This is a genomic window from Mesorhizobium sp. WSM3864, assembly GCF_002294955.1.
Classification (GTDB): Bacteria; Pseudomonadota; Alphaproteobacteria; order Rhizobiales; family Rhizobiaceae; genus Mesorhizobium.
The window spans coordinates 70,111-88,793 of the sequence record NZ_NSGD01000002.1; the positions used below are offsets into that span (position 1 = coordinate 70,111).

General features: G+C 64.2%; 24 protein-coding genes and 1 riboswitch. Of the genes, 6 read left to right on the forward strand and 18 right to left on the reverse strand.

The window, feature by feature from the left end; all coding sequences use genetic code 11:
• Window positions 1-3: 3 nt before the first annotated feature.
• Genes CK215_RS04620 through CK215_RS31230 form a run of 3 tightly spaced genes read right to left on the reverse strand, consistent with a single transcriptional unit; the run spans window position 4 to window position 2,194 of the window.
• On the reverse strand, window positions 4-246 hold the full coding sequence (locus tag CK215_RS04620) for a hypothetical protein (protein ID WP_245418606.1): 243 nt from the start codon (window positions 244-246) through the stop codon (window positions 4-6).
• Between the two features lie 5 nt (window positions 247-251).
• Window positions 252-1,313 (reverse strand): EamA family transporter, encoded by a 1,062-nt coding sequence (locus CK215_RS31715; protein WP_245418637.1) that lies wholly within the window; start codon window positions 1,311-1,313, stop codon window positions 252-254.
• 47 nt (window positions 1,314-1,360) lie between these two features.
• A complete protein-coding gene (locus tag CK215_RS31230; RefSeq protein ID WP_066995820.1) occupies window positions 1,361-2,194 on the reverse strand; it encodes a hypothetical protein in 834 nt (277 codons plus the stop codon).
• Window positions 2,195-2,304: 110 nt separating this feature from the next.
• Here CK215_RS31230 and CK215_RS04645 point away from each other — a divergent pair, with 110 nt between their 5' ends.
• Window positions 2,305-3,273 carry a LysR substrate-binding domain-containing protein gene (locus CK215_RS04645; RefSeq protein ID WP_066995818.1) on the forward strand — a complete coding sequence of 323 codons (969 nt, stop codon included), beginning with the start codon at window positions 2,305-2,307 and terminating at the stop codon, window positions 3,271-3,273.
• Window positions 3,274-3,517: 244 nt separating this feature from the next.
• On the opposite strand, the gene CK215_RS04650 is transcribed toward CK215_RS04645, so the two are convergent.
• Window positions 3,518-3,700: a hypothetical protein gene (locus tag CK215_RS04650; RefSeq protein ID WP_066995816.1), complete on the reverse strand. Its 183-nt coding sequence runs from the start codon at window positions 3,698-3,700 to the stop codon at window positions 3,518-3,520.
• Between the two features lie 125 nt (window positions 3,701-3,825).
• On the opposite strand from CK215_RS04650, the gene CK215_RS31235 reads away from it, so the two are divergent.
• Both CK215_RS31235 and CK215_RS04660 read left to right on the forward strand, forming a co-directional pair.
• Complete coding sequence (locus CK215_RS31235) at window positions 3,826-3,981, forward strand: hypothetical protein (protein ID WP_082980499.1); 156 nt, start codon at window positions 3,826-3,828, stop codon at window positions 3,979-3,981.
• Window positions 3,982-4,141: 160 nt separating this feature from the next.
• On the forward strand, window positions 4,142-6,223 hold the full coding sequence (locus CK215_RS04660) for an ATP-dependent helicase (protein ID WP_095830260.1): 2,082 nt from the start codon (window positions 4,142-4,144) through the stop codon (window positions 6,221-6,223).
• A gap of 83 nt (window positions 6,224-6,306) precedes the next feature.
• Here CK215_RS04660 and CK215_RS04665 read toward each other — a convergent pair whose 3' ends face one another.
• The 3 genes from CK215_RS04665 to CK215_RS04675 all read right to left on the reverse strand — a co-directional run bounded on the left by CK215_RS04665 (window position 6,307) and on the right by CK215_RS04675 (window position 8,587).
• Entirely contained in the window at window positions 6,307-7,092 is a 786-nt protein-coding gene (locus CK215_RS04665) for a GGDEF domain-containing protein (protein WP_066995812.1), read from the reverse strand.
• Between the two features lie 176 nt (window positions 7,093-7,268).
• A complete protein-coding gene (locus CK215_RS04670; protein ID WP_245418607.1) occupies window positions 7,269-7,781 on the reverse strand; it encodes a hypothetical protein in 513 nt (170 codons plus the stop codon).
• 296 nt (window positions 7,782-8,077) lie between these two features.
• Window positions 8,078-8,587, reverse strand: a complete 510-nt coding sequence (locus tag CK215_RS04675; RefSeq protein WP_095830262.1) for a DinB family protein — start codon at window positions 8,585-8,587, stop codon at window positions 8,078-8,080.
• Window positions 8,588-8,641: 54 nt separating this feature from the next.
• Between CK215_RS04675 and CK215_RS04680 the strand changes: the two genes are divergently transcribed.
• Window positions 8,642-9,334, forward strand: a complete 693-nt coding sequence (locus CK215_RS04680; RefSeq protein ID WP_095830263.1) for a glutathione S-transferase family protein — start codon at window positions 8,642-8,644, stop codon at window positions 9,332-9,334.
• 139 nt (window positions 9,335-9,473) lie between these two features.
• Here CK215_RS04680 and CK215_RS04685 read toward each other — a convergent pair whose 3' ends face one another.
• Window positions 9,474-9,689, reverse strand: a complete 216-nt coding sequence (locus tag CK215_RS04685; RefSeq protein ID WP_095830264.1) for a hypothetical protein — start codon at window positions 9,687-9,689, stop codon at window positions 9,474-9,476.
• Window positions 9,690-9,865: 176 nt separating this feature from the next.
• On the opposite strand from CK215_RS04685, the gene ndk reads away from it, so the two are divergent.
• The gene (ndk, locus tag CK215_RS04690; RefSeq protein ID WP_066995802.1) at window positions 9,866-10,288 is read left to right on the forward strand and encodes a nucleoside-diphosphate kinase; all 423 of its coding nucleotides are present in this window, start codon (window positions 9,866-9,868) and stop codon (window positions 10,286-10,288) included.
• Window positions 10,289-10,436: 148 nt separating this feature from the next.
• Here ndk and crcB (CK215_RS04695) read toward each other — a convergent pair whose 3' ends face one another.
• From crcB (CK215_RS04695) to CK215_RS04730, 8 genes are all read right to left on the reverse strand, one after another.
• A complete protein-coding gene (crcB, locus tag CK215_RS04695) occupies window positions 10,437-10,838 on the reverse strand; it encodes a fluoride efflux transporter CrcB (protein ID WP_245418608.1) in 402 nt (133 codons plus the stop codon).
• 32 nt (window positions 10,839-10,870) lie between these two features.
• Entirely contained in the window at window positions 10,871-11,263 is a 393-nt protein-coding gene (crcB, locus tag CK215_RS04700; protein WP_095830266.1) for a fluoride efflux transporter CrcB, read from the reverse strand.
• A 97-nt stretch (window positions 11,264-11,360) separates the two neighbouring features.
• Window positions 11,361-11,434: riboswitch (Fluoride riboswitch) on the reverse strand.
• A gap of 205 nt (window positions 11,435-11,639) precedes the next feature.
• Window positions 11,640-12,056 (reverse strand): YbaY family lipoprotein, encoded by a 417-nt coding sequence (locus tag CK215_RS04705; RefSeq protein ID WP_095830267.1) that lies wholly within the window; start codon window positions 12,054-12,056, stop codon window positions 11,640-11,642.
• Between the two features lie 220 nt (window positions 12,057-12,276).
• Window positions 12,277-12,756: a molybdenum cofactor biosynthesis protein MoaE gene (locus CK215_RS04710; protein WP_095830268.1), complete on the reverse strand. Its 480-nt coding sequence runs from the start codon at window positions 12,754-12,756 to the stop codon at window positions 12,277-12,279.
• Between the two features lies 1 nt (window position 12,757).
• Window positions 12,758-13,015: a molybdopterin converting factor subunit 1 gene (gene moaD, locus CK215_RS04715; protein ID WP_067330385.1), complete on the reverse strand. Its 258-nt coding sequence runs from the start codon at window positions 13,013-13,015 to the stop codon at window positions 12,758-12,760.
• A 1-nt stretch (window position 13,016) separates the two neighbouring features.
• Window positions 13,017-13,613: a CDP-diacylglycerol--glycerol-3-phosphate 3-phosphatidyltransferase gene (pgsA, locus tag CK215_RS04720; protein WP_067330383.1), complete on the reverse strand. Its 597-nt coding sequence runs from the start codon at window positions 13,611-13,613 to the stop codon at window positions 13,017-13,019.
• A 104-nt stretch (window positions 13,614-13,717) separates the two neighbouring features.
• Entirely contained in the window at window positions 13,718-15,802 is a 2,085-nt protein-coding gene (gene uvrC, locus CK215_RS04725; RefSeq protein WP_095830269.1) for an excinuclease ABC subunit UvrC, read from the reverse strand.
• The gene (locus CK215_RS04730; RefSeq protein ID WP_095830270.1) at window positions 15,799-16,563 is read right to left on the reverse strand and encodes an SDR family oxidoreductase; all 765 of its coding nucleotides are present in this window, start codon (window positions 16,561-16,563) and stop codon (window positions 15,799-15,801) included. Before CK215_RS04730 ends, uvrC begins: the two co-directional genes overlap by 4 nt.
• A gap of 412 nt (window positions 16,564-16,975) precedes the next feature.
• On the opposite strand from CK215_RS04730, the gene CK215_RS04735 reads away from it, so the two are divergent.
• Window positions 16,976-17,626, forward strand: coding sequence for an outer membrane protein (locus tag CK215_RS04735; RefSeq protein ID WP_066995784.1), 651 nt, complete (start codon window positions 16,976-16,978; stop codon window positions 17,624-17,626).
• 93 nt (window positions 17,627-17,719) lie between these two features.
• Here CK215_RS04735 and CK215_RS04740 read toward each other — a convergent pair whose 3' ends face one another.
• Both CK215_RS04740 and CK215_RS04745 read right to left on the reverse strand, forming a co-directional pair.
• Window positions 17,720-18,136 (reverse strand): GFA family protein, encoded by a 417-nt coding sequence (locus CK215_RS04740; protein ID WP_095830271.1) that lies wholly within the window; start codon window positions 18,134-18,136, stop codon window positions 17,720-17,722.
• Window positions 18,137-18,212: 76 nt separating this feature from the next.
• Window positions 18,213-18,596, reverse strand: a complete 384-nt coding sequence (locus tag CK215_RS04745; RefSeq protein WP_095830272.1) for a TfoX/Sxy family protein — start codon at window positions 18,594-18,596, stop codon at window positions 18,213-18,215.
• Window positions 18,597-18,683 lie beyond the last annotated feature (87 nt).

The following is an 18,683-nucleotide window of genomic DNA, read 5'->3' on the forward strand; positions in this document are numbered from 1 at the left end:
CGCTTATTTCGCGGCAGCGCCGCGCCGGAGATCGGTCGGGCCGTCGGCCAGAATCTCCAGCACGCGTTTCCAGCGGGCGCAGCGGCCGAAATCCTTCTGCTCGATGGCCTTCTCAGCCTTCATGGCGGCATAGAGCTGCGCCTCGGCGCCGAATTCCTTGACCAGCCAATGCGCCTCCTGTCTGGCCCGGCGTTCGTCGTCGTCAAGCCCGCTCCCTGGCATGTTTCCTGGTACGATCCCTGGCATGGTCTTCAGCCCTCCGGACGTTCGATGCCGACAGCAATGCAACTGCCGATGACGAGGACGGCGCCAGCCATGGCCGTCATCGACAGGCTTTCGCCCGACAGCGCCAGCAAAAGCGTGGAAGCGATCGGCGTGAGATACGCCACGACCGCGAGCCGCCCATCCTGATCGAGGCTGAGCGCGCGCGACCAGAAATAATAGCCGAGCCCCATCGGCCCGGCGCCGAGATAGAGTCCGAGCAGCAGGTCCAAGCCGCCCAGGGCGGCGACGCCGTCATGCAGACACCATGCGAAGGTCAGCGCCACGCCGATCAGCGCCGAAGGCAGCAGAAGCCGATCCGGCGGCACGGCAAGGCGGCCGACGGCAAGCGAGTAGAAGGCCATGCAAAGTGCCGAGCCGAAGGCGGCGCAATACCCGGCGGGGCTGCCCGCGAACCAGGCACGCGCGTCTCCGCCGGAGATCACCAGCGCGACGCCGGCGAAGCCAAGCGCGGCGGTCAGTCCAAGCAGCATTGGCCGTCTCGGACGGCCGAGCACGATGACCGCGGCGGCGACCATCAGCGGCCAGGTGTAGGCAACGAGATTGGCCTCGATGACCGGCATCGAGGCGAAGGCGATGTATTGCAGCACCATGGTGCCGACCAGGCCGATGAAGCCGACGGCGCAGGCGAGCACGGTACTCCCCTTCTCCCCTTGTGGGAGAAGCTGGATCGGCGCAGAGCCCCGAGACGGATGAGGGATGTTGGAAGAAACTCCTGCGTCGGCGATCCGTCCCGCCCCCTTGATCCGATCTCGCTTGGCGAGGCCACTGCCCGGGCGCGAGCCACGGGTCTCGCCCCCTCCTTCGGACTTCACAAGGGGAGAAGGGAAGAACCTGATCAGCGCAAAGACCAGAACGGCGCCTGAGAACTGCAGGAACTGCACCTCCGATACCGGGTGATTGGCAAGCAGCGTCTTGCCGACCAAAGCGTTGGTTGCCCAGAGCGCCACGGCGCCGAAGGCAAAGGCCAGCGCCACCGGGGGAGCGGCGCTGGAACGGTCCTTCCGCCTTCCGGCGGTGACCGGGCCCAGGCTTAGCGATGCTGAAGGCGGCTGGCGACCGGCCGGATCGTCAGCCACTACCACGATTCCCTGGCTCCGCCGGAGACCGGATCGACAGCCGGCTTCGGCACGGGATGTTCTTCGGCATGGCGGCGATAGGCCGGCAGCTGGTTCGTCCAGACGTCCTCGGCGAGTTCGTTCACCCAGCCGCGGTCCTGGTCGTTGTCGGCGGCGAGGTAGAACATGCGGTTGTCGTCGACATAGGGCTTCGCCACCGAACGCTGGTTGAGCACCAGGGTGACGCGCGAGCCGAGCTGGATCGGCGCGGTGCGATGGAGCACGCCGAGGAACTGGCCGAGCGTGGCGTAATTCATCTTGTGGTCGATGCGCATGACCCTGTTGCGCGGCAGGTCGCTGCCGGATTCGAGGATGGCACGCCCCGTCTCGGAATCGTCGCAATAGATTTCAAGATGGCCGCCGATCAGAGGATCGCTGATCGAGAGCGGAATGAGTTCCGTCACCGGAACGCCATCGCAGTGCCAGTCGACGGCGCCGTCCTTGGGGTTCATGAAGGTGACGGTCGAGCCGACGATAGACAGCGGATAGGGTTCGAGCTTGGTGCCCATCATGTCGGACAGCCGTTCCAGCCGCAGCTTGTCGTTGAGCAGTTCCTTGATCTCGGGAATGTAGCGGTCGGCGCCAGTGATGAAGGTGAGGTCGAGATGCTTGTGCACGGCGTGGCTGGCCTTGAGCTTGAGCGCCGCCTCCTCGATCGCGGCGAGCAGTTGCGGGTCGTAGCCGTGAAGATACTGGGCGACGCCGAAGCTCGACACTTTCCACGCCGTATCATGACCGATGATGGCTTCACGGCTCATCGCATAGCGCAGTTCGGGGATTGTATGGGCGTTCATTCTACTTCTCCAAGGCGGGGGCAACACTTGGTAAACAGTCGATTGAGCACCCTCCCCTGTAAATTTAGGAATGCTGGTGCTACTTTAAGCATAGCTAAAGGTCGAACCCCGTGCGTCTGCTCAGCCAGGTCAACTTAAACTCGCTGAAAATCGTGGAGAGCGCCGCCAGGCACCGCAACTTCACGCGCGCGGGCGAAGAGCAGTTCATCACCGCCTCCGCCGTCAGCCAGCGGGTGAAGAGCCTGGAGGACCAGCTGCGCTTCAAGATCTTCCAGCGCGGCGGCAACGCGGTGTCGCTGACGCCGGAAGGCGAGACCTACGTGGCGCGCGTGCGCGAGGCGCTGGAGCGGATCGTGGCTGCCAGCATGGAGGCGACCGGCCAATCCCAGGCGCATGTGCTGAAGATCTGCGTCTTGCCGACCTTCGCGGCGCGCTGGCTGTTTCCGCGGCTTTCCACCTTCCAGCGGCAGTATCCGGATATCGAGATGCGGGTCTCGACTTCCTATGCCACGCATGAATTCGCCACCTCCGAATACGATCTCGAGATCCGCTACGGCGATGGCAATTTCCCCGGCCTCAACTCCGCGCTGCTGTTCAAGGAGGACCTGACGCCGGTGTGCAGCCGCAAGCTGTTCCGCGAGGTGCTTGGCGACAAGCCGCTGTCCAAGGTGACGCCGGAGGACCTCAGGCACTTCACCCTGCTCCACTCCGACACCTGCACCCAGAACTGGCAGTCGTGGCTGGCTTTTGCCGGCGCGAGTTTCGTGCTTGGCGAGACCAAGAGCATCTATTTCGATTCCTGCATGATGTCCTACGAGGCGGCCAATGCCGGCATGGGCTTTGCCGTCGCCAACCGCGCCTATATGGCAAGCGACATCCGAGCCGAGCGGCTGGTGGCCCCCTTCGCGGTCCACCATCCCAACACCGCCGGCTGGTATTTCGTCAGCCCCATCAAGGCGCTCGGCGCCCGCAAGGTGGAGCTGTTCAAGCAGTGGATCATGGCCGAAGCGGCGCTGACGCAGCGCCAGCTGGACCTGGAGATCGCCAACGTGCCGCTGGCGCGCGCCGCGATGGCGTGACGCGCAAGCGACGCAAACACACCCCTGAGATTCTCCGATCTTTGAAGGCCGACAAAGCGTTTGGACGAATACCTGTAGCCGGCTAGCGCGATCGCCCCATGACGCGGCGGAGAGACTCAGCTATCTTTGATCCTGCGGCGGGCCTGATTTTCCCGCTTGGCCGGCGCTTTCCAGCTTCCTCCCAAGCAGCGCCGGCCTTCTTCTGCGGCGGCGCCGCTTCGCCTCCCGACAACACCGTCCGCTTTCATTGCTTCGGTGGCGTGCCGGGCTGGTCGCCGCCGGTGGTCGATTGCGGCACCGGGTTCTTGTCGACCTGCGGGTTTTTGTCGACAGTGTCGCTCGGCGCCTTGGTGGGCTGCACGCTGTTGTCGCAGGCGGCGAGCGCGAGCCCTGCCGCGAGTGCCAGCAGCACAGGAAGTTTCATCATGACGACCTCCTCTCGTTCGCCCCTTTCTTCGAAGCAAACGAGGCGGCGGCGGTTTGGTTGCGCCGTCCGGCGGGAACCAACGCGGCTGTCTCCGGTTGAACCTCGATAACTCACGAGGAGATGTCATGATCCGTCTGCTGCTCGTCGGCCTGTTCGGCTACACGGCCTATCGCGTCACGATGAGGATCATCGAGGAGGCGTCCGGCGAGCTCGCGCCGCCGGACGGTCGGCGGTCGCTGCGGCGCCAGTCCGCGGCGATGGGTGTCGAGCCGAAAAGATAGATCGGCCAATCTCCCGCTTGTTGGGAAGATGGCCGGCCTATCCAGCACATGCCGGCGCGTGCATCGTCCCCTCTGCCCTGCCGGGCATCGCCCCCCACTTGGGCGCCTGTCGGGAGATCAGCTGTATTGCGAACAAAGCGGAAACGATGCTTGATGGGCGATGAACATCGCCGCCCGTGATTCGTCCTTCGAAACTCCTGCCTATCTTGCCCGGCTGAACGACGAGCAGCGGCTGGCGGTGGTGCATGGCGACGGCAAGGTGGCCGCGCCGCTGCTGGTGATCGCCGGCGCCGGCTCCGGCAAGACCAGCACGCTGGCGCATCGCGTGGCGCACCTCATCGTCAAGGGCGCCGATCCGCGCCGCATCCTTTTGATGACCTTTTCGCGCCGCGCCGCGGCTGAAATGGCAAAGCGTGTCGAGCGCATCGCCGGCGAGGTGCTGGGCCGCGATGCCGCGATCATCGCCGATGCGCTCTCCTGGGCCGGTACTTTCCACGGTATCGGCGCCAGACTCTTGCGCGACTATGCCGAGCAGATCGGCCTCGATCCGGCTTTCACCATCCACGATCGCGAGGATTCGGCCGACCTGATGAACCTTGCCCGGCACGAGCTCGGTTTTTCCAAGACCGAAAGCCGCTTCCCGACCAAAGCCACCTGCCTGCAGATCTATTCGCGGGCGGTGAACGCGCAGGCGCCGCTCGGCGAGGTGCTGGGCTCGGCCTTTCCCTGGTGCTCAGGATGGGCGGAACAACTGAAGGAGCTGTTCGCGGCTTATGTCGAGGCCAAGCAGGCGCAGAACGTGCTCGATTACGACGACCTTTTGCTCTACTGGGCGCAGATGGCGGCCGAGCCGGAGATCGCCGCTCACCTTGGCTCCCGCTTCGACCACGTGCTGGTCGACGAATATCAGGACACCAACAGGCTGCAGGCCTCTATTCTGTTGGCGCTGAAGCCGGACGGCGCGGGCTTGACCGTGGTGGGCGATGACGCACAGTCGATCTATTCCTTCCGGGCCGCGGAAGTGCGCAACATTCTCGATTTCCCAAAACAGTTCGCGCAAGGCGCCGAGATCGTCATGCTGGAGCGCAATTACCGCTCGACCGAGCCGATCCTGGCCGCCGCCAACAAAGTGATCGGAGAGGCAAGCGAGCGTTTCACCAAGAATCTCTGGACCGAACGCCGGTCGTCGCACAAGCCGCAACTGGTAAGCGTGCGCGACGAGGCTGAGCAGGCCAATTATGTCTGCCAGGCGATCCTTGCCGAGCGCGAGGCCGGCACGGCGCTCACGGCGCAAGCCGTGCTCTTCCGCGCCTCGCATCACAGCGGGCCGCTGGAGGTGGAGCTCACGCGGCGCAACATCCCCTTCGTCAAATTCGGCGGGCTGAAATTCCTCGATGCCGCGCACGTGAAAGACATGCTGGCGATGCTGCGCTTTGCCGAGAACCCGCGCGACAGGGTCGCCGGCTTCCGGGTGCTGCAGTTGATGCCCGGCATCGGCCCTTCGGCCGCCTCGCAGATCGTCGAGGCGATGGCGACGTCGCTCGACGAGACGCTGGGCCTTGCCCGCTTCCGGCCGCCGCAGCGCGCGGCCGCAGACTGGCCGGTTTTTCTCGACATCTACAGCGGACTGCGCGCCGGCGCCAAATGGCCGGCCGACCTCGAGCGGATCAGGCTCTGGTACGAGCCGCATCTGGAGCGTATCCACGAGGACGCCATCACGCGCCGGGCCGACCTGTTGCAGCTCGAGCAGATCGCGTCGGGCTATCCCTCGCGCGAGCGTTTCCTGACCGAGCTGACGCTCGACCCGCCCAACGCCACCAGCGACCAGGCCGGCCCGCCGCATCGCGACGAGGATTACCTGATCCTGTCCACGATCCATTCGGCCAAGGGCCAGGAGTGGAAGAACGTCTTCGTGCTCAACACGGTCGACGGCTGCATCCCGGCCGATCTCGGCGTCGGCACTAAGGAGGATATCGAGGAGGAGCGGCGGCTGCTCTATGTGGCGATGACGCGCGCCAAGGACAGCCTGCACCTGGTGGTGCCGCAGCGCTTTTATCCGCACAACCAGCCGGCGCGCGGCGACCGTCACGTCTATGCCTCTCGCACCCGCTTCATCCCGGCTTCGATGCTTTCGGCTTTCGAACAGTCATCCTGGGCGAGCGCGGCGATCACGGACGATCCGCGCCAAAAGCCGGGCGTTAAGGTCGATCTCGGCGCGCGCATGCGCGGCATGTGGAAATAGGCGCCTACCCAAAGGCGGGGACGACGCTCCACTCAACCAGAACCACTGGTGAGGGCGCTCCGTTTCCTGCAGCGCGGGTTCGTTCAGTGGAAGGTGCCGGCGGCCTCGCCGGATAGCCTGCTGCGCGGGCTTTCGAAGCTCACCTGGTCGCGTCCGTTCGACTTCGCCTTGTAGAGATGCCTGTCCGCGACTTGAAACATGTGGTGATAGGTGGTGGGCCCGCTGAAGGCGACGCCGCCAATGCTGACCGAAAGCGGGCACGGCTGCCCGCCTGGAGCGAACTCGGCCTCGCGGATACGCAGCCTGATCGACTCGGCGACCAGGAAGGAGCGCGTCGCGTCGGCGCCCGGAAGGAAGACCGCGAATTCCTCGCCGCCGATGCGTCCGACGATGTCGGCGCCGTGGAGCTGGCTCCGGATCGTGCTCGCGATCAGCTTCAGCGCCTGGTCGCCGCAATCGTGGCCGAGCCGGTCGTTGATCGACTTGAAATGGTCGGCATCGACGATCAGCAGCGCGCCGGCTTCGGCGACCGCATGGCTGCGAGCCTTGTCGAGATAGGCCTCGACCAGCATCGAGAAAGCGCCGCGGTTGAAGACCGCCGTCAGGCTGTCGGTCGCGGCAATGATGCTGAGCTCCTTCTGGGCGATGGCCAGCTGGCGCATCTTCCACATCAGGAAGAACAGGAAGGAGCCGCCAAGGATGAGCGGCAGGAACAGGTCGGTGAGCTTGGCCCAGAGCAGCGCTTCGGGTGACAACGAGGGGAAGTTGAAGGAATCGACAAAAAAGGCCGCGGCAATGAAGAATGCCGTGCCGGCAACGGTGACCAGCGCGACCCTGCCCCAACTGGTGGGGGACAAATCGATGCGCATGGCATTGCTCCCACTACAACTGGCCTATTGTGGAGCGCGAGCGCAAACGAAGTCCTAATATATTGGCTTCAATGGGAATGTGGTTAACCAGGCGTCGAGCGCGCCGCCAGCCTGAAGAAGGCCCGCCGACGCAGCGGCGGGCTTTGCAGTTGGCCGGAAGCTCTCGTTGCGCGCCGTCAACGACGCGAAATCATCAGGCAGAGCGCCCTCAGATCACGATCATAGGTGCCTTCGCTGCTGAGCACATCGACGCAGCGCTTCTTCATCCGCGACAACTGGCTGCTCGACATTTGAGCGACGGCGGAAGACAGGTTCGTCGTTCCCGGCGGCGTCGCGCCGACGGTTCCAGGAACGGCGGCGCCAGCGCCGAGGGCGACGCCAGCGCCGTTCGCGCCGCCCGTCGTCACGTTGAGCGCGCTATTGGTGCCGTTGCCCAAAGTCGCATCGGCTCCAGCCCCGTTGGTGCCGCCGATGGATGCCGTGGCCGTGGAACTGCTGCCGCCGATGGTGGCGTTTCCGCTGCCGCCGCTTGCGCCGCCGATCGAAACCCTGGCGCTGTTGTTGCTGCCGCCGAAGGATGCATTTCCGTCAGCCCCATTTGGGCCGCCCGCATTGGCGTCGGCGCTGTTGCCGCCTACGGATACGCCGCCGAGGCCGCCGACCCCGACGCTCTGGGCGTTCGCCGGCATGGCAAGAGCAACGACGATTGCACCACTCGCCAATGTGCTGGCGAATCTTTTTACGATACTGGCCATGACACTCTCCCTGTGGTCTTGTATTTCCGCCTTGCATCATTTGTTGCGCTTTTCTAGAGCGCGTAGCTTTTGAGACAGAAATACGCCGAGAGTGCCCTTTCGGTTTCTTTAGCTATTTCGCATATGACGAATCGTAGTTTTCAAAAACGATGCTTCTGCTTTAAAAATATAGACGAAATTGTCGTGTTTTTTAGTTTTCCGGAATTGTCCAACCGGAATCCCTGCAAGCTTCAGGCGTAGGCGCGGCCTTCTTCGGAGCGCTGGAACTGCATCAGGTCAAGCGGCACCGAGGGCCTGCCGAGGACGGTAAGGCACATATGCGCCTGGCCGCGATGGTGGGTCTGGTGATTGAAGAGATGGCTGAGCGCCGGCGCCAGCCGCTGCGAAACGGTGCGCATGTCGGTGGTCATATAGGAAAATCGCCCGGTGAGCGCCTTATCGGTCATGCCGCCCATCCAGTCGACGATCCTCCTGTCCTCGGCCTCGCGTGCCAGGCGCAAGCCCGGGAAGGCGCGATAGAGGATCGTCGCAAGGTTTGAGGGCGCGTCCCCCTCGCCCGTAAAGCGCTTCATCCAGACGCGGTCGGTGACGAGCAGGTGATTGAGCGTGCCCAGCATCGAGCCGAAGAAGGCGCCGACATCGCGGCCGAGTTCCTCTTCGCTGAGATCGGCGGCGGCATCATAGATGCGCGTGTTGGCCCATTGATTGTAGGCCGCAAACATCATGAAATGCTGTTTCATTCTTCCATCCGGCTCGCAACGAATCCCGGCTCTTCGTAACCCGCAGGAACCGTAATGACCATTCTGTTCTATGATCTCGTCGGCCATGACGCAAAACGCCCATTCAGTCCGCATTGCTGGAAGACGAAGATGGCGCTGGCCCACAAAGGGCTCGATGCCACCAAGGTGCCGACGCGCTTCCTGGAAGTCCCCAAGGTGGAAGGCGGCGTGTCGAAGACGGTGCCGGTGATCCGCGATGGCGAGCGCGTGGTGGCCGATTCCTTCGCCATCGCACTTTATCTCGACGAAGCCTACCCCGAGCGGCCGATGTTGTTCGGCGGCGAAGGCGGCAAGGCGACGGCGCGCTTCATCGAACGCTGGTCGCAGCTCACCATCCATCCTTACCTCATGACGGTGCTGCTCACCGATCTGCATAGGATGCAGGACGAGGCGAACCGCGCCTATTTCCGCGAGAGCCGCGAGCAGCGGCTCGGCAAGCGGCTCGAAGAGGTGGTGGCCGGCCGCGACGAGGGGCTTGCTGGCTTTCGTGCCTCGCTCGAGCCGCTGCGCTCGATGCTCAGCTATCAGCCTTTCATCGGCGGGACATCGCCGCTGTTTGCCGACTACATCGTGTTCGGGGCGCTGCAATGGGCGCGCATCGCCTCGCCCTACCAGCTGCTCGAGACGGGCGACGGCGTTGCCGAATGGTTCGAACGCTGCCTCGACCTGCATGGCGGAATCGGCCGGCAGGTCGCCGCGGCGGCGTAAGCGCTAATCTTCCTCTTGTGGGAAGATGTCGCCGAAGGTGACAGAGTGGGCGCCTCAACAGCTGCGGCGCCTACTTGCGAGAGAAGAAGTCGGCGTCTCACGCGCGGTGCCCCGCTCTGGCCTGCCGGCCATCTCCCCCTCAAGGCGGGAATTTTCCGGCTTCATCCTTTTCGACCAGCCTGACGCAGATCGGATCGCCCTCTCCCATGCGGGCGCATTGCCATTCCGGGCCGAAGCCGAAATTCTGCTGTCCGGTTTGTGGAAAGAACAGCAGGACCAAGACGATCACGGCAAGGACCACGGCCATCAAGAAAATGCCGGCGATATCGTCGCGTTTGAGGTAGAGCCGGTTCATCGCCTCCTGATCCGCTGCCGCGGCGCTCCGGACTGCACGCGAAGCGCGCTCTCAGCCGTCTAATTATCCCGCAAACGGCCGGCCTTGACCAGAAGCCGCCTCCCCTTGGCAAGCCGCCAAGCGGCTTGTATAGAGCCCGCCACTCCAATTTCCATTCCCAGAACAAGGACGACCCAATGGCGATCGAACGCACCTTCTCCATGATCAAGCCGGATGCCACCAAGCGCAATCTGACCGGCGCCATCACCAAGATGCTGGAAGACGCGGGCCTCAGCGTCGTCGCATCGCGTCGCGTATGGATGAGCCGCCGCGAGGCCGAAGGCTTCTACGCCGTCCACAAGGATCGTCCTTTCTTCGGCGAGCTGGTCGAATTCATGTCGTCGGGCCCGACCGTCGTGCAGGTTCTGGAAGGGGACAACGCCATTGCCAAGAACCGCGAAGTGATGGGCGCCACCAACCCGGCCAATGCGGCCGAGGGCACCATCCGCAAGGTGCATGCGCTGTCGATCGGCGAAAATTCGGTGCACGGCTCGGACGCGCCGGAGACCGCCGCCCAGGAGATCAGGTACTGGTTCTCCGACACCGAGATCGTCGGCTGAGACGCTTCGGTCCCGGCAATGAAGGCGGCTCTTGGGCCGCCTTTTTTGTTGGAGCGGGCCGGCCGGACAGGCTTTTGGGGACGGGGGATTGCGGGCGGCAGCGCCGCGGCCTCCGAGCCGGCGAGAAGTGCCATGCTCTCCTGCCTGATCACCTGGTGATCGGCAAGCGGTTGAATCTGGCCGCCATGAGATAGCCGAGCCAAGCCGACGCAAGCGACAGCACCACCACACTGACAAGATAGGTCGCGGCAAGGCCGAGGTCGCCCTCGAGAAGCAGAATGAAGGTGTCGAGGCTCATCGACGAAAAGGTGGTGAGACCGCCGCAGAAGCCGCCGGTCACGAACTGGCGGCCGGCCGGGCCGACCATCAAGCGTCCATCCGGCCGGGTCAGCGTGGAAAAGAACATGATGACCCAGGAGCCGACGACGTTGACGAACGCCGTTGCAAGCAGCGCGCTCCAGCCCAGCAGCGAGACGACGACGTAGCCGCATAAAAAGCGCGCCAGCGAACCGATGGCCGCGCCGCAGCCCACCGCCAGATAAAGCCGCATGGCTGTCTGTCTATCGTTTCCACACATGGGCCCTACCCCGCCATCCGCACGACGGTCCAAAAGCCGAAGGCGACGGCAAGCACGCAGAGCGCCGCCGAAGCCACGATGTTGAAGGCGGCGAGCCGGCGCTCGCCGTCGAGCGCGAGGTTGAGCGTCTGCAGGCAGAAGGACGAAACCGTGGTGTAGCCGCCGAACAGACCGACCACGATCAGGTCGCGCACGAGCTCGCCGGAAAAGATGCCGCCGACGGCCCGCGCCGCGCCGGCGAAGGCGCCGATGGCAAGCGCGCCGGAGACGTTGACCACCAGCGTGCCCCAGGGAAAGGTCTCGCCGACGCTGCGGCCGACAAGGCCCGACAGGATGAAGCGGGAAATACCGCCGAGGAAGCCGCCGATCAGGACCAGGGCGCAGGCCGCAAGGCTCATCGCTTCATTGCCTTTCCACAAAGCGATTCCTCGCGGGAATCGCGCCATCAAGACAGGCGTGTGCGAGCGGAAAAACAAATCCTGCCGCGCGAAAGCACGCCTGGCAGGAGTCATCAGCCCAGATACGAAAAGCTCGGGCGGTTTCGGGGGAACCCCATCCCCATTTGACGAGGGAAACTAGGTGGTCGCTGGGGCGCGGTCAATCGGGGCCAATGGTTGCGCCGCGTTTCTTCGCGCCCCCTTAACATTTGCCGAATCCGTTATGGTGGCGGACGAGAGACCGGAACTCCCGGGGCGGCCGCTGACGCAGAAGCAGCCGCGGTCCCTCGTCTCTATGCGTTTCCGGCGTGTCGGGTATCTTGCGAACCAAGCCGGGCTACGACGTTACCTTCTTCAGCACGATGGTCTGTGGCTTGCCGTCCAGCGGATCGACCTGGTGGCGAGTGTCGGTGACGAAGATCAGCCGGTCATCGACCGTTATGCGGGCCTGCAGCGCGTAGGCCCTGCCGGGCTGGATTGCCTTGGGATCGAAGCCGATCTCGAATTTGATCGGCACCTGGCCGGCCAGGACGATCTTGCGCTGGCCGAGGAGCGTCGCCGGCGCGTCGGCCAGCGAGATGTCGGCGAGCTCGACCGAAAGCACGGCATTGGGCGGCAGCGCGATGCGCTCGCGATAGGTCACCTCGCCGGCAATCGTCTTTTCGGCGGCACTGGTGAACTCCGGCACGGCAAGCACGCCGACCACCAGCGGCACCAGGCCGAAGATGAAAAATTCCGCAATCCTGTCCAGCATATGATTGCTCCCGCCCAGCAAATCAAACCGATTTGCAAGGTCGGGAAGGATTGCGGTCGTTCGATGGCCTTGGGGAGGAAATTTCGCCGGCTTGTCCCTCAGCCGGATTGCCAATCCGAAATTGCGAAGAGCAGTTCGGGGCGACCCTCTTCTCCCCAAGGGGAGAAGGTGCCGCGAAGCGCGCCGGATGGGGCGATCGCCAAGCCAATGCCGTCCTAGCTTACTTGTCCGCGGTCTTCCAACGATCCGCGGCTTCGTCGTCGGCTTCCTTGGCATCGACCCAGCCGCCTTCTGAGCCGTCGGCACGGTGCTCCTTCTTCCAGAAGGGCGCGCGCGACTTCAGGTAATCCATCAGGAAATTCGCCGCCTCGAAGGCCGCCTGGCGATGCGCGGAGGCCGCGACCACCAGCACGATGTTTTCGCCCGGCGTGATTTTTCCATGGCGGTGGACGACGGTGAGCCCCTGCAGCGGCCAACGCCCGATGGCCTCAGTGGCGATGCGGCCGATCTCGGCCTCGGCCATGCCGGGATAGTGCTCGAGCTCGAGGGCGGCGAGCGCGCCTTGCTCGTCACGGCAGAGGCCGGAGAAGGTGACCACGGCGCCGATATCGGCGCGGCCCTCGGTCAGCGCGGCAATCTCGGCGGCGACGTCGAAATCCTCGCGCTGGACGCGGATGGCCGGCACGACCGTGCTCGCCATCTCAGCCCCCGGTCATCGGCGGAAACAGCGCGATCTCGCGCGCGCCCGCGATTTTCTCGCGGTGGCCGACATGTTCCTGGTTGATGGCGACGCGAATGACGTCCGGATATTGCAGCGCGTTTTCGTATTCCTCGCCGCGCGACTTCAGCCAGCGCAACAGGTCGGCAACGGTCTCGACGCCGGCGGGCAGCTCGACATGCTCTTCCGGCTTGCCGATGCGCTCGCGCACCCAGGCGAAATAAATAAGCTTGGTCGACATCTCACTCGTCCATGATGTGCTTCAGGCCGGCGCGGAAATAGTCGTAGCCGGTGTAGAGGGTGACAAGTGCCGCGATCCACAAGAGCACCAGGCCGATTTGGGTGGTCAGCGGGAAGATCTTGTCGCCGGCCGGCCCGACGAGCAGGAAGGCGATGGCGACCATCTGGATGGTCGTCTTCCATTTGGCGAGCTGCGTCACCGGCACCGAGACCTTCAGCGCCGCCAGATATTCCCGTAGGCCCGAGACAAGAATCTCGCGGCACAGGATGATGATCGCGGCCCAGAGCGACCAGCCGGCAATGCCGGCATGGCGGTCGGTGTCGGCGGCGAGCAAGAGCAGGCAGGTGGCGACCAGGAGCTTGTCGGCGATCGGGTCCAGCATCTTGCCGATGTTGGAGGTCTGCTGCCAGGCGCGCGCGAAATAGCCGTCGAAATAGTCGGTGATGGAGGCGAGCAGGAAGATGGCGAGCGCCGACCAGCGGGCGAAGTCGGAGGACTTCAGATGGCCCTCGAGAAAAAAGCACAGCACCACCAGCGGCACCGCGATGATGCGGGCGTAGGTGAGGATGTTCGGCAGGTTGAAAGCGCGCTGGGCCATATCTGATCGGGATCTCTCTCCGCCTGCCTACTCAAATCAGAAGCCAATGTGGGGGGTCAACAGGCGAGATTCGATTGGTCAACCCAAAATAGGCGCAAGAATGGTCAGCTGTCATGAAAATGGTTGTAGACCAGCTTCGCCACGTGCTCGGAGATGCCGTCGACCTTGATCAGGTCCTCGACCGCGGCGCGGCTGACCGCCTTGGCGGTGCCGAAATGGTGAAGCAGCGCCCGCTTGCGGCCTGGGCCGATGCCGGCGATCTCGTCGAGCGGGCTCTTGACCATCTCCTTCTTGCGGCGGGCGCGGTGCGAGCCGATGGCGAAGCGATGCACCTCGTCGCGCAGGCGCTGGACGAAATAGAGCACCGGGTCGCGCACCGGCAGCGTGAAAGAGTCCCTGCCCTTGACGAAGAAGCGCTCGCGCCCGGCGTCGCGGTCCTGGCCCTTGGCGATGCCGATGGCGACGACCCGGTCCTCGATGCCGAGATCGGAGAGGATCTTGCGCACCGCCGTCATCTGGCCCTGGCCGCCGTCAATCAGGATGACGTCCGGCCATGCCGGGAAGCTGCCGTTTCCCTCGACAAGATCCTCTGCCGCATCGTCCTCGGCCTCCGCGCCCGCTCCGATTGAAGGCTGGACGTCGCCATGCTCCCTGAGGAGCCGCGAGAAGCGGCGCTCCATCACCTCGCGCATCATGCCGAAATCGTCGCCGGGCGTGATCTCGGTCGAGCGGATGTTGAACTTTCGGTACTGGTTCTTCACAAAACCTTCCGGCCCGGCGACGACCATGGCGCCGACCGCATTGGTGCCCATGATGTGCGAGTTGTCGTAGACCTCGATGCGCACAGGCGGCCTTGGGAGGCCGAAGGTCTCGGCAAAACCTTGCAATAGCCGCGCCTGCGTCGACGTTTCCGCCAGCCTGCGGCCGAGCGCCTCACGCGCGTTCTGCAGCGCGTGATCTGTGAGATCCTTCTTCTCGCCGCGCTGCGGCACCGAGATCGCTATCCTGCGCCCGGCACGGGTGGAGAGCGCCTCGGCGAGCAGCTCCTGCTCCTGCACCGCCTGGGAGAGAAGCAGCGTACGCGCCGGCAGCTTGTCGTCATAGAACTGCGCGAGGAAGGAGCCCAGCACCTCGGCCGGCTCCAGCGCCGGATCGGCCTTGGGAAAATAGGCGCGGTTGCCCCAGTTCTGGCCGGTGCGGAAGAAGAACACCTGGATGCAGGTCTGGCCGCCTTCCTGGTGGATGGCAAAGACATCCGCCTCTTCCACAGTCTGCGGGTTGATGCCCTGATGCGCCTGCACATGCGACAGCGCCGCCAGGCGATCCCGGTAGATAGCGGCCCGCTCGAAATCGAGCTCTTCGGAGGCTTGTTGCATAGCGGCCGAGATCTCGGTCTTCACCTTCTGGCTGCGGCCGGAGAGAAAATCCTTCGCCTCGGCAACCAGCTCGGCATAGCCCCGATGCGATATCTCGCCGGTGCAGGGACCGGCGCAACGCTTGATCTGGTAGAGCAGGCAGGGCCGCGTGCGGTTCTCGTAGAAGGAATCCGTGCAGCTTCGCAGCAGGAAGGCGCGCTGCAGCGAATTGATGGTGCGCCCGACCGCGCCGGCGGAAGCGAAGGGCCCAAAATAGTCGCCCCTGCGCGAGCGCGCGCCGCGATGCTTATAGATACCGGGCGAGACATGGTCGCCGGTAAGCAGGATGTAAGGGAACGACTTGTCGTCCCGCATCAGCACGTTGAAGCGGGGCCTCAGCCGCTTGATGAGGTTGGCCTCGAGCAGCAGCGCCTCGATCTCGGTGCGGGTGACGACGAATTCCATCGTCGCCGTCTCGCGCACCATGCCGCCGATGCGGGCGGTGTGGAAGCGCCCCTGCGCATAGTTGGTGACGCGCTTCTTCAGGCTGCGCGCCTTGCCGACATAGAGCACGTCGCCGGCGGCGTTCATCATTCGGTAGACGCCCGGCTGGTTGGGCAGCCGCTTGACCAAAGTCTGGATCACCTCGGCGCCGACCATGCCGTCGGCGTCGCCGGCATGCGGCGTCCAGTCGATCGCGGTGAAAGCGACCTCGGGACCGGCGGCAACCGCCTCAGGCTCGACGATTTCCTCCGACGCCTCGTCCTCGATGTCGAGATCGGGCGGCAAATCATCGGCGGCGCCGAGGGGGCTGTGTTTATGGGCAGGACTCATTCCACCATGCCTGTCACATCGGGCGTCTGCCATGCAAGATGCTGGCCGCCGTCGAGCGCGATCATCTGGCCGGTGACGGAGCGCGCCTCCCAGAGATAGCGGATGGTGGCGCCGAATTCCGGTAATTGTGGGCCGCGCTTCAGAATCAGCCCTTCGACCTGCCTGCCGAAATCTTCGTCGTCCTGGCGCTTGTTCTTCAGTGTCGGGCCGGGGCCGATGGCATTGACGCGAATGCGCGGCCCCAGCGCCTGCGCCAGCATCTGGGTCTGCGTCCACAGGGCCGATTTCGACAGCGCGTAAGAGAAATAGCGCGGCGTCGGCCGCCAGACACGCTGGTCGATGACGTTGACGATCAGTCCCTCCGCGCCGTCCGGCAAGGCGCGAGCAAAGGTCTGCGCCAGCAACGCCGGCGTCTTCAGATGAATGGCGAAGTGGCGGTCCCAGGCCTGCCAGTCGAAATCCTCGATACGGTCGTCGACGAACAAGGAGGCGTTGTTGACGAGCAGCGTGACCGGGCCAAGGGCAGCCTCGGAGCGGCCGACGAGATCGCCGACGGCTTTCATATCGGTGAGGTCGGCAACGAGCACGGCGGCACGGCCGCCCTGGTTCCTGATGCGGCTGGCCAGCGCCTCGGCTTCGGCTCCGGAACGATTGGCATGGATGGCCACGGCAAAGCCATGCGCGGCAAGGTCTTCGACGATCGCCTTGCCGATCCTTTTCGCTCCACCCGTCACCAGCACCACGCCAAAGGCTTCTTTCATGTCGTCAATCCTCTATCGGCTTCACGATTCCGGGAAGCCGGCACAATATGACGGGCCAAGCGTTAAATGCCATTTCTACCTGGGGCAGGAATGTGGCGAAGCGGCCCGTACGCACGCTGCCGACCCGGATTGCGGAAGTTTCACAATGCAATATATGTCCCCGAACCCCTTGAACCAAGCGGTGTGCAGCGCAACATGATTAGCGTGCTGACATTCGCTGTTGCGAAGATGCAACGTCACCTTTTGGCCTCATTCGCGCCAGGGAATGACCCAAGTTCAGGTTCGCTTCAGCCGTATTTCAGCACGACATTTGGAACCGTTGAACGCCAGGCCCGTTTATCCCCCCGGACGGGCCGGGGGCATTCATGAACATAAAAAGCCTCGTGTCTTGTGGCTTAAGGAGTAAACAACAATGCAAGCTAATCTCAAGTTTGCGCGGCCGCTGGCGGTTGCGCTCGGGCTCTTCGCCCTCGGTGGTACCGCTTATGCCGCAGACGCCGTCACCGAAGAGCCGCCGGCACCGGCCCCGGTCGCCGAACTCCCCGTCGCTTCCTGGGCCGGCCCCTATGCCGGTATCAGCCTCGGCTACGGCTTCAGCGGCCATGCCGACGCCCGCGACATCGGCGTCAATGTGAAGACCAAGGGCTTCATCGGCGGCGTCTTCGGCGGCTACCAGTGGCAGCAGGACAACTTCGTCTACGGCGCTGAAGCCGATCTCGGCTACAATGGCGTCAAGGGCGACAGCGCGGGCATCGATGCGAAGGGCGGCCTCGAAGGCTCGCTGCGCGCTCGCCTCGGCTATGCCGTGACCCCGGAAATCCTGCTCTATGGCACCGGCGGTCTCGCCGCCAAGAACCAGAAGATCGACGACGGCGTCAGCAGCGACAGCAAGGCGATGCTGGGCTGGACGGCCGGTGTCGGCACCGACATCAAGATCACCGACAACGTGTTCGGTCGTGTCGAGTACCGCTACACCGACTACGGCGACAAGAATTTCGACAATGTCGGCAACGTCAAGTCGAAGGACAACCGCGTCCTCTTCGGCGTCGGTATGAAGTTCTAAGTCGTCCAAGCCACGACACGGAAAAAGCCGGGCCGCGCGCCCGGCTTTTTTTGTGGTTGGCGTTGCCCCAGGCCGACACGTTTGGCCACGCCTTCAACGCAACCCGGTGGATGGCGCCTGCTGGAAAGCCTCATGGGCTGAAATCGACTGCAGCTGGTCGAGCCAATTCGCGCGCGAGCGCGTGAAGACCTGGGCGTCCGGACGGTAGTCGGCCGGGTCGGTCATGGTCGCGGCGTGAACGTGGATCTCGTCGGGCCATCTGTCGGAGCGGAAGTAGAGCCTGGTGCCGCAGGACGGGCAGAACCCGCGAAAGGTGTTCGGGCTGCTTTCATAGTGCCTGATGACGCCGGCCCAGTTCAGCTGCTCCGGCCTCATGCCGAGGAAAGCAGTGAAGGGAGCGGACGTGGCGCGCTGGCAATCGGCGCAGTGACAGACAAGATTTCGCGTGAGCTCCCCGGAATAGATCCAGGTGACCGCGCCGCACATGCAACGTCCCGCCAGAGATGCCATCGCTTCCTCCGCCGACTGCGTGCCCGGGCCGACCCCGCCGACACCGCCGATGTGAAGGATAGGCGGCGCGATCTGTTCAGGCTGGCCGCTTTGCGACCTTGGCGGGTTTGACCTTCGGCGGCAGTGTCTCGACGAAAGCCAGCGCACGATCGATCCACTCGGCGAGATCTGCCTCGGTTGCAGTGCCTTCCGGCGCGACATGGACATAGCCTTTCATGGAACGCCCGCCCATTTCCATCGGCCGCGCATGGGGCCGTGCGGCTGCGGCCGCGTGCCGTTCCTTGCCGACACGCACAAGCAAACCGCGCTTCGATGTGCCGATCAGCATATTGCCATTGATCATGAAGCAGGTGCCGCCGAACATTTTCTGTTCCGTGAAAGCGCGCCGGCCAAGGGCCGCGCGCAGGCGCTGGACCATGGGGTCGGGAGTGGTGCTGCTCTTGGTGACTGCCTTCGCCATGCTCAGCCCTCCGCAGTTTGCGCGGCATCAGGCAATCATGGAAGTGGGTCGAGGTTCAAGATGGGCGCGCGAACCGCCAATCTCCCC